Genomic DNA, 8,928 nt, shown 5'->3' with positions numbered 1-8,928 from the left:
CACCCGCCGGTCGCCGGGGACCACGGTGAGCACCTGCCGCTCCCCGGCGACCGGCGGGTGGACTTCGCGCGGGTCGCGCGGGAGTGGGCGGAGCCGGGGCGCGGCTCGCCCGGCGCAAGGCCGCGGAGGCGCTCACCGGCTGCGTGAGCGGCAGCATCGTCCCGTTCACCTGCCACGACCGGCTGCCGGTGCCCGCCGGTCCCGCCCGCTTCGACGAGCCGACCCTGTACGTCAACGCCGCGCGGCTCGACCTGTCCGTGGCGCTCGCCGCCGAGGACCACCGCACGCCGGCCGGCCCGAAGGCGGTGCCGGTCACCGAGCCCCCGGGTGGCGCCGCCGCCCTGTGATACCCCCTCGATAAAGGCAGTCTCTAGCGTCGTCGTCGAAAGCGTGAAAAAGCCCGGCCTCTTTCACGGTCCGAAACCGATGTCGGTGTGGGGTGCAGCACTCGTCATGAATGCGATGGAAAGTCAGAGCGATCTCGTCGGCGAGACGGCGGCGTGGCTGCGGTCCTTCCTGACGCGGCCGCACGCCGAACTCGGCCGCAAGGGCGCCGTGTGCCCTTTCATGGAACAGTCCCTGAAACTCGGCCGGGCGGCGCTGAGTTCCGTCGACGTGAGCGGTCCCCGGGGACAACGGCGACTGGAGACGACCGCCCGTTCCGCACTCGCCAGGCTCGGCGAGGACGCCGCGGGCGACAACGTCTACAACGCGTTCGTCATGGTCCCCGTCGGCACGGACGAAAGCACCCGTGCCGCGATCGTCCTCGACGTCCAGCAGGAACTGAAGGCCGAGGCGATAGCGGCCGGCAAGATGGTGGGCGAGTTCTTTCCCGGCCATCCCATGCCGGGAATTCACAACCCGTCCTTCCGGCCGCTCGCCGCCCCGCACCCGCTGCTCGCCGTGCGCACCATGGTGATCACGGACATTCTCTTCCTGGTCTTCCCCTCGATCCCGCCCGCCGACCGGCTCGCCTACCTCGACGTGTGGCACTCCCGGTTCGGCGACTCGGCGGTCGCCCCCTGGGCGCAGCTGTACGAGACCTCCCGCGCGCAGGCCGAGCAGGAGCTGGGGGCCGGGCCGCAGGAGGGCCCCGGCGGCCCGGCCGACGAGGACGCCCGGAGCGAGGCGGGGGAGGACGTCCGTGCCCGTGCCTGACCCGCTCGACCACGAACGCCGGCGCCTCGCCGGACTGTTCGACATCGCGCCCAGCCGTGTGCTGTACGCGCTGTGCACCCTGCGCGTCGCCGACCGGGTGCCACGGGACGGCATCGGGGCCGGCGACCTGGCCGAGGTGCTCGGCCTGCACCGGGACCGGCTGACCCGCCTGATCCGCGCCGCCGAGACACTCGACGTGCTGCACGTCGACGCCGGCGACACGGTCCGCCTCACCCCGGCCGGCACCCTGCTGCGCTCGGACACCCCGGGCAGCCTGCGCGCCGAGTTCTCCGACAACTCACTCTTCACGGCCTGGGGCCCGTTCGCCGAGACGGTCAGCGGTGGCCGCCCCAGCTACGAACTCGCCCACGGCACCGCCATCTTCGACAGCCTCGGCGACGACCGCGAGGCCCTGCGGACCTTCCACGAGCACATGCGGATGCGGGCCCATCAGCTGTACCGGCCCCTCCTCCCGGCGCTGTTGCGGCACTGCGGCCCCCGCGTGCTCGACCTGGGCGGAGGCACCGGCGGGCTCAGCGAGCTGCTGCTGGCCGGCGACGACAGGATCCAGGTCACCCTGACCGACCTGCCGGACGTGGTCGGCCTCGTCCCGAAGGAGCTGTCCCGCCGCCACCCCGGCCGGTTCCGCGCCGAGCCCGGCGACATGCGGACCTCCGTCCCCGAGGGCCACGACACCTACGTGCTCGGCAGCATCCTGCACGACTGGCCCGACGACGTGGCGGCCGGGATCCTCACCGGCTGCGCCGAGGCGGCGCGCCGCACCTCCGCGGACGCCACCGTCGTGCTGCTGGAGCGCGTCCTCGACGACGCCGGACCCGACCCGCGCCGCATGGACGACATGTGGATGATGGCGATGACCGGCGGCCGGGAACGCACCCGCGCCGAGTGGACCGGGCTGGCCGCGGTCGCCGGTCTCGACCTGCGCACCGTCGAGCACGGCGGGGAACTGTCCGCCGTGGTCCTCGCCCCGAAGGGCTGAGGACGCCGCACGGGCCGCGTCCACCGCGGCCACGTGCGCGAACGGGGAAGGGGCCCCGGGACCGATGTCCCGGGGCCCCTTCCCGTACGGGGTTCAGCCCGCCTCCGCCGGTCAGGCGCGCCGCGTGACCCCCTCGGTGGGCCGGACCCGCAGCAGCCGTCGCAGCGGCAGCATCGTCGCGGCCAGCCCCACCACCAGAGCGACCGCCGTGACCACGGCCGGCAGCGCGGGCGGCAGGTAGGGGAAGGACGCCCCGGTGGCCGCCTGCACCAGTGGGCGCAGGATGATCAGCGCGATCACCATGCCGATGCCGAGTCCGGCCAGGACGACCGTCAGCGCCTCCAGCCGCACCACCCGGCGCAGCCGGCGCGGGTTCATGCCGATCAGCCGCAGCATCGACACCTCCCGCAGCCGTTCGAACGTCACCATGGCGAGGGTGTTCGCCGCGGCGATGCCCGCGAACCCGGTGATGACGCCCAGCGCCATCGCCTCCAGCCAGGCGAACTGCTCCCTGTCCTCCTGCGTGGCCTGGGTGAAGGCACGCGCGGTCTGCACGGTGGCCCCAGGAGTGCCGGACACGGCCGACTCCAGGCCCCGGTCGAGCCCGGCGGACGGTGAGCCGTCGGCACGCACCAGGATCCGGTCGGCCAGCGGCGAGGTCAGGTGCCCGGCGACCGTGGCCTGGGGCAGCAGCACGTCACCGACGCCCGTTCCCCGTTTGTACGTCGCCGCGACCACGGGACGGATCCGGGTGCCGTCGCCCAGCCACAGGGTGATCGGCCGGCCCACCGCGGTGTCCACCCGGTCCGCGACCCGCTGCTCGACGGCGACGGTGCCGGCCGCGGCCCCGCCGCCCGCCGGACGCACCGCGGACAGCGACCCGGACACCACGTCCGGGTCCAGGTTCCGGGCCAGTTGCCCGCCCGCACCGGTGAAGGCACGTGCCTGCACGGAGTCCTTGCCGGGCCGGGCGCCCTTGTCGCCCGGACCCACCAGCAGACCCAGATCGGTGATGCCGGTCGCCGCGGCCACACCGGGGACCCGCGCGGCGCGCTCCGCCAGGTCCTGCGGCAGCCCGCCGGGCGCCTCCACGACACGGTCGGCGGACAGCGCGGCCTCGCTCTGCACCCGGGCCTCGTGCGACAGCGACGTCTGCTGCCCCACCTTGGTCACCCCGAAGGCCACCACCAGCGCCACCGGCACGATCGCCGACGACAGACGGCGTGCCCGCGCCCGGCCGTTGAGGGTGGCCAGTTCACCGGTGACACCGGTCAGCCGCAGCGGCAGGCCGAGGACCTCGGTGGCGAGACGGGCGAGCAGCGGACCGAGCAGCGACACGGCCACCATGAACAGCAGCAGGACGAACGGGGCGGCGTTGTTCGCCGTCGTACCCCCGCCGGCCAGCACGGTGACGGTCAGCAGGACGGCGCCCGCCAGGGCCGCGAGACCGATCAGCAGGCGGATCGGGCCGATGCCGCGCCGGGGCACCGCGGCTTCGCCCAGCGCCTGCGCGGGACGGCTGCGGGCCGCGCGGAACGAGGCGATGAGACTGCCGGGCACGGCGGCGAGGAGACCGGCGAACGCGGCCACGGCCACCGGGATCCAGGTGAACTCCAGCCGGGAGCCCGGCGGCATCAGGTGCCGCGACTCCATGGCGTCGAACAGGACCCGCGCCAGCAGATACCCGGGTACGACGGCCACCGCCACGGCCAGCACCGCCACCAGCGAGGCCTCCGCGGCCGCCGTCCGCCGGATCTGGGCGGGGCGGGCGCCGATGCCGCGCAGCAGGGCGGTCTCCCGCTGTCGCTGCGAGATGGACAGTGCCATGGTGTTCGCCACCACGAAGATGGCGATGTAGAGGCTCAGGCCGCCCATCGCGCCGAACATCCCGATGGTGTTCTCCTGGAGCACCGAGAAGTCCGGGTTCTCCACGGCGTTGCGGTCTCCCGCGCTGGTCAGTACCCGAGCCGAGCCCGCCGCCTTGCGGACCTGGTCGGCCAGCCGGTCCGCCGGGACGCCGGGCTTCGGCAGCACGGCGATGGCGTCCGCACGGTTCGGGTGGCCGGACAAACGCCACGCCTCGGCGTCCGCGAACCACACCCCGGGCCGCGGCGAGTCGACGACCGCCTCCAGCCGGTAGGAGGCGGTGCCCTCGGAAGCGGTCACCCGCAGCGTGGTGCCCCGCACCGCACCCAGCTCCCGGGCCGTGCCCGCGTCCAGTGCGAGCCGCCCCGCGGCGAGCGCCGGGGGAGTGGCGTCCCCGCCGGCGGCGGCGAAGCGGACGGTGGACACCGGGCGGCCGTCGGCCACCACCGGCGCACGGTGCCCGGCGGACACGGTCACGGGGAACGCCGTGTCCGCGACGGCGGCCTTCACCTGCGGCAGCGCGGCGATCCGGCCCGCCAGGGAGACGTCCACCCGGGCCCGGTCCGGCACCGGCCGGCCGTCCGCCTCCGGGTCGGCCGCGACGAGCACCGGCACGGCCGCGTACCGCTGCGGCGCCTGGTCGGCGTCGGCCGCGGCGAACAGCAGGTGACCGCAGCAGATGATCACCAGGGCGCCGAAGAGCAGCGCGACGAACGTGCCGACGAACGCGGAGGGACGGGAACGGATCTGGGCACGGGCGAGTCCGGTGGTCATGCCTGCCCCCGCATCCGGCCCGCGCGGCTGGGACGGCCCGCCGGTGCGGTCAGCGCCCGCAGCCGGGCGGAGATCTCCTGGGGGTCGCTCAGCGACAGCTCGTCGGTGTTCTGGCCGTCGACCAGGAACAGCACCTGGTCCGCCCAGGCCGCCGCGTTCGGCTCGTGCGTCACCATCACCACGGTCGCGCCCAGGTCGTCGACCGCCTCGCGCAGCAGCGCGAGCACCTCGGCCGCGGTGCTGGTGTCGAGTGCTCCGGTGGGCTCGTCCGCGAAGATGACGTCAGGGTCGGTGATCAGCGCGCGGGCGATGGCCACACGCTGCTGCTGACCGCCCGACAGCTCGCCCGGACGGTGCCGTCCCCGGTCGGGCAGTCCCACCCGCGCCAGGATCTGCTCGGTCCTGGCCCGGTCCACCGGGCGGCCCGCGAGCTTGAGCGGCAGCTCCACGTTCTGGTGCACGTTCAGCGCGGGCATCAGGTTGAACTGCTGGAACACGAAACCGAGCCGGTTCAGCCGGATGTCGCTGAGCTTGTTCTCCCGCATCTTCGTCAGTTCCGTGTCCCCGAGCAGCACCGACCCGGAGCTCGGCCGGTCCAGACCCGCCGCGCACTGCAAGAAGGTGCTCTTGCCGGACCCGGACGGACCCATCACCGCGGTGAAACTTCCCTTCGGAAGGCTGATGCTGACGCCGCGCAGGGCGTGCACCGCGGTACTGCCCCGGCCGTAGCGCCGGTGCACGTCCCGCAGCGTCACCGCCGCGCCGTTCGGGCCGTCGCCGGCCCAGGCGCCCCGTCCGCCGCCCGGCACGGGGTCGGCCGGGGCACGTCCCCCTCCCTCGGGGTGCGGCTGCCGGGAACGACGAAACATGGTGCTTCCTCTCCTTCACGGGGCGTGGGCCGGCCCGCCCCGCCGAGCAGAAGGGCGGAGCGTGCCGGCACAGCGACCCTAGGACGGCGCCCGGCCCCCGCACGAGCCACTCACACGCCGGAAATCACCGGGGGAAAACCCCACCATCGGAGCTCACAGACCCGGGCTCGCCGCCGTGAACGACGGCGCCCGCCACACCGGGTGGGCCTGCTCGAAGGCGCTCGCGAAGCGGGTCAGCTGCGGCTCGCTCCAGGCCGTGCCCGCGAAGGTGACCCCCACCGGCAGACCGTGCACATAGCCGGCGGGGACGCTGATCGCCGGGTAACCCGCGTAGCCCACGGCGATCGCGCTGCCCATGATGGCGGGGTCGCCGTTGATCAGGTCGGTCTTCCACGCGGGAGCGCCGGTCGGCATCATCAGGGCGTCCAGCCGGTCCTTCCTCAGCGCCGCGTCGACACCCTCGTCGCGGGCGACCCGGCGCACGGTGGCCACCGCCTCCTTGTACTCCGGGTCCGTCGGCTTGCCCGGGAAGTCGGCCAGCACGCGCAGGGTGTCCTGGGCGAAGTACTCCAGCTCCGTGCTCGCGTGCGCCTCGTTGTACGCGATCAGCTCGGCGAGGCTGCGCGGGTGGTCGCCCGGCGTGCGCGCCAGATACTCCTCGACATCGTGCTTCATCTCCGTGATCTGCACCAGGAACGCCGCGTCCAGGTCCGTCATCATCCGCTCGGCGGTCGGGATGTCGGCGTTGTCGACGACGACCGCGCCCGCCTCCTCGAGCACCTTCACGGCCTGCTCCGCCACCGCGTCCGCGTGCGCGCTGTAACCGGTGAAGACCGCCCGGGGCAGGCCGATCCGGGCACCGCGCAGCCCGCCCGGCTTGAGGTAGGGCGTGTAGTCGCGGTGGAAGTGGCCCTTGCTGTCCGCCGTCGCCGGGTCCGTCGGGTCCACCCCGGTGAGCACCCCGAGCAGCAGCGCCGCGTCCGCGACCGTACGGCACAGCGGGCCCACGGTGTCGAAGCTGCGGGCGCCCGGGAACATGCCCGAACGGCTGGTGAGACCCGTCGTCGGCCGGATGCCCACGATGCCGTTGGAACCCGCCGGGCCGAGGATGGACCCGATGGTCTCGGTCCCGATGGCCGCCGCGCACAGGCCGGCCGCGGTCGCCGCCGCGGGACCCGCGCTGGAGCCGTTCGGCGAGCGGTCCAGCTTGTAGGGGTTACGGGTCTGCCCGCCCCGCTGGCTGTACCCGCTGGACGCGCTGACGAGCGAGGTCAGATTGCCCTTGGCCAGCGGGATCGCGCCGGCCGCCCGCAGCCGTGCCACCGCCGTCGCGTCCTTCGACGGCCGGACGCCCAGCAGCGCCCGCATGCCGTTGGTGGAGTGCATCCGGTCTGCCGTGGCGAGGTTGTCCTTGACCAGCAGCGGTATGCCGTGCAGCACCCCCCGGACCTTCCCGGCCCGCCGCTCGGCGTCCCGCTTGGCGGCGAGCTTCAGAGCGTCGGGGTTCGTCTCGATGACCGCGTGCAGCCCCGGGCCCTTGTGGTTCAGCTCCGCGATCCGCTTCAGGTAGAAGGTGGTCAGCTCGACCGATGTGAGCTTCCCGGAGGCCAGCCGGTCCCGCAGCTCGGTCACACTCAGCTCCTCCAGCCCGCCGCCCCGGCCCGTGGACCGGCCGGACCGCAGCCCGGCCGGCGGCTCGGACGCGGGCGCGGCCACGGCACGGGGCGCGCCGATACCGAGCAGGGCGGGGGCGGTCAGCGCCGCCCCCAGCCCCAGCAGCCTGCGCCGGTGGATCTCGGGTATCGAGGAGAGGTATTTCCCAGCCATCGTCACGCTCTCTGAATAGGTGTTCGACAGGTGGCAGAGACCGTACGTAGGCGGGCTTCCGTTTCGTTATCGGCGGCGACCGGATCCGGACCGCGGACCGGTGTCGAGGTCCCGCAGCCGTCGGCCGAGCGCCCCGGCCACCTCACGCAGCGGGTCCCCGCCCAGCAACTCGTCGTGCGTGCAGTCGACGTGGTGACTCTCCACCGTCCCGGTCACCACGGGCCGCCACGCGTCGGCCATGGCGCCGGGCTCCGCACGGCCCCGCGTCGACGTGAACAGCAGCAGGTCTCCCTTGAACGGCGAGGGCTCCCGTCGGCTGCCGGCCGCGACCGCGTGCACCATCACATCCAGCATCCGGGACAGCCGTGCGTCGGTGAAGCCCTCCGGGAAACCGGCCCGCAGCGAGGCGAGCACCGCCGCCCGCTGCCCCGCGAGGTCACCCGGCACGACCGGGTCCGCGGCGGCACCGGCCGTGCGCGGGCCGGTGCCCGCGGCGTCCGGTACTCCCGAGGCGTCCTGGGCGAGGTCGGCGTAGAGCCGCGCGAGGACCTGCTCCTCGTCCAGCGGGCTCGCCTCCGCCTCCACGCCCGGGTAGGCGTCCAGCACGGCGAGCAGCTCCACCTCCTCGCCCCGGTCCTGGAGCCGGGCGGCGATCGCGTGGGCGAGGGTGCCGCCCAGCGAGTAGCCCAGCAGCCGGTACGGCCCAAAGGCCCAGGCCTGCTGGATCCGGGTGGTGTAGTCGTCGATCAGGGCGTCCAGGCCGGCCGGGAGCGGACCGTCGTCCGTGAGGCCCGGGCTCTGCAGCCCGTACAGCGGCCAGACGGGCTCCAGTTCGCCCGCGAGCCCGGTGTAGCACCAGCTCAGCGGCACCGACGGATGCACGCAGAACAGCGGGACCCCGTCCCCCGTGGACCGCAGCCGCAGCAGCGGCTCCAAACCCCGGTCCGCGCTGCCCGGCACCGCGGTCCCCGCGTCGAGCCAGGCGGACACCTCCGCCACCGTCGGCATCCCGAACAGGTCCCGCAGGCTCAGTTCCACGGGGAAGGCGCCCCGGATGCGGTCGGCGAGCCGGGTCGCGAGCAGCGAGTGCCCGCCGAGGTCGAAGAAGTTGTCGTCGATGCCGACGCGTTCCACCCCGAGGACCTCGGCGAAGAGGGCGCACAGCACCTCCTCGCGGGCGTCGCGCGGGCCCCTGCCGCCGTCCGCTCGGTCGGTCGGCGGCGCGGGCAGCGCCCGCCGGTCCAGCTTCCCGTTCGGCGTGAGCGGCAGCCGGTCCAGGACGACGAACGCCGACGGCACCATGTACTCGGGCAGTTCGCCCGCCGCCCGTACCCGCAGACCGGTGGTGTCGACCCCGTCCTCGTCCACGCCGTCGGCGGGGACGACGTAGGCGACGATGCGCTGGTCGCCGGGTCGGTCCTCGCGGACGATGAC

General features: G+C 74.2%; 7 protein-coding genes. 3 read left to right on the top strand and 4 right to left on the bottom strand.

Annotated elements, in window-relative coordinates:
• Positions 1-83 precede the first annotated feature (83 nt).
• The 3 genes from CCN44_RS35515 (at position 84) to CCN44_RS35505 (ending at position 2,158) form a co-directional block, all read left to right on the top strand.
• Positions 84-347: a YbaK/EbsC family protein gene (locus CCN44_RS35515; RefSeq protein WP_086702678.1), complete on the top strand. Its 264-nt coding sequence runs from the start codon at positions 84-86 to the stop codon at positions 345-347.
• A gap of 115 nt (positions 348-462) precedes the next feature.
• On the top strand, positions 463-1,158 hold the full coding sequence (locus CCN44_RS35510; RefSeq protein WP_086702675.1) for a DUF6875 domain-containing protein: 696 nt from the start codon (positions 463-465) through the stop codon (positions 1,156-1,158).
• Complete coding sequence (locus tag CCN44_RS35505; protein ID WP_086702672.1) at positions 1,145-2,158, top strand: methyltransferase; 1,014 nt, start codon at positions 1,145-1,147, stop codon at positions 2,156-2,158. Before CCN44_RS35510 ends, CCN44_RS35505 begins: the two co-directional genes overlap by 14 nt.
• A 111-nt stretch (positions 2,159-2,269) precedes the next feature.
• Here CCN44_RS35505 and CCN44_RS35500 read toward each other — a convergent pair whose 3' ends face one another.
• From CCN44_RS35500 to CCN44_RS35485, 4 genes are all read right to left on the bottom strand, one after another.
• On the bottom strand, positions 2,270-4,798 hold the full coding sequence (locus CCN44_RS35500) for an ABC transporter permease (RefSeq protein WP_059253105.1): 2,529 nt from the start codon (positions 4,796-4,798) through the stop codon (positions 2,270-2,272).
• Positions 4,795-5,667, bottom strand: a complete 873-nt coding sequence (locus CCN44_RS35495; RefSeq protein ID WP_202430341.1) for an ABC transporter ATP-binding protein — start codon at positions 5,665-5,667, stop codon at positions 4,795-4,797. The genes CCN44_RS35500 and CCN44_RS35495 overlap by 4 nt, the downstream gene beginning before the upstream one ends.
• Positions 5,668-5,820: 153 nt before the next feature.
• A complete protein-coding gene (locus CCN44_RS35490; RefSeq protein ID WP_086702669.1) occupies positions 5,821-7,494 on the bottom strand; it encodes an amidase family protein in 1,674 nt (557 codons plus the stop codon).
• A gap of 66 nt (positions 7,495-7,560) precedes the next feature.
• Positions 7,561-8,928 (bottom strand): thioesterase domain-containing protein (locus CCN44_RS35485; RefSeq protein WP_244204017.1); only part of this gene is annotated, 1,368 nt, incomplete at its 5' end.

The sequence above is a fragment of the Streptomyces tricolor genome, assembly GCF_002155905.1.
GTDB classification, from domain to species: domain Bacteria; phylum Actinomycetota; class Actinomycetes; order Streptomycetales; family Streptomycetaceae; genus Streptomyces; species Streptomyces tricolor.
The sequence above is the reverse complement of the archived record's forward strand: the minus strand, read 5'-3'. Positions and strand labels throughout refer to the sequence as shown.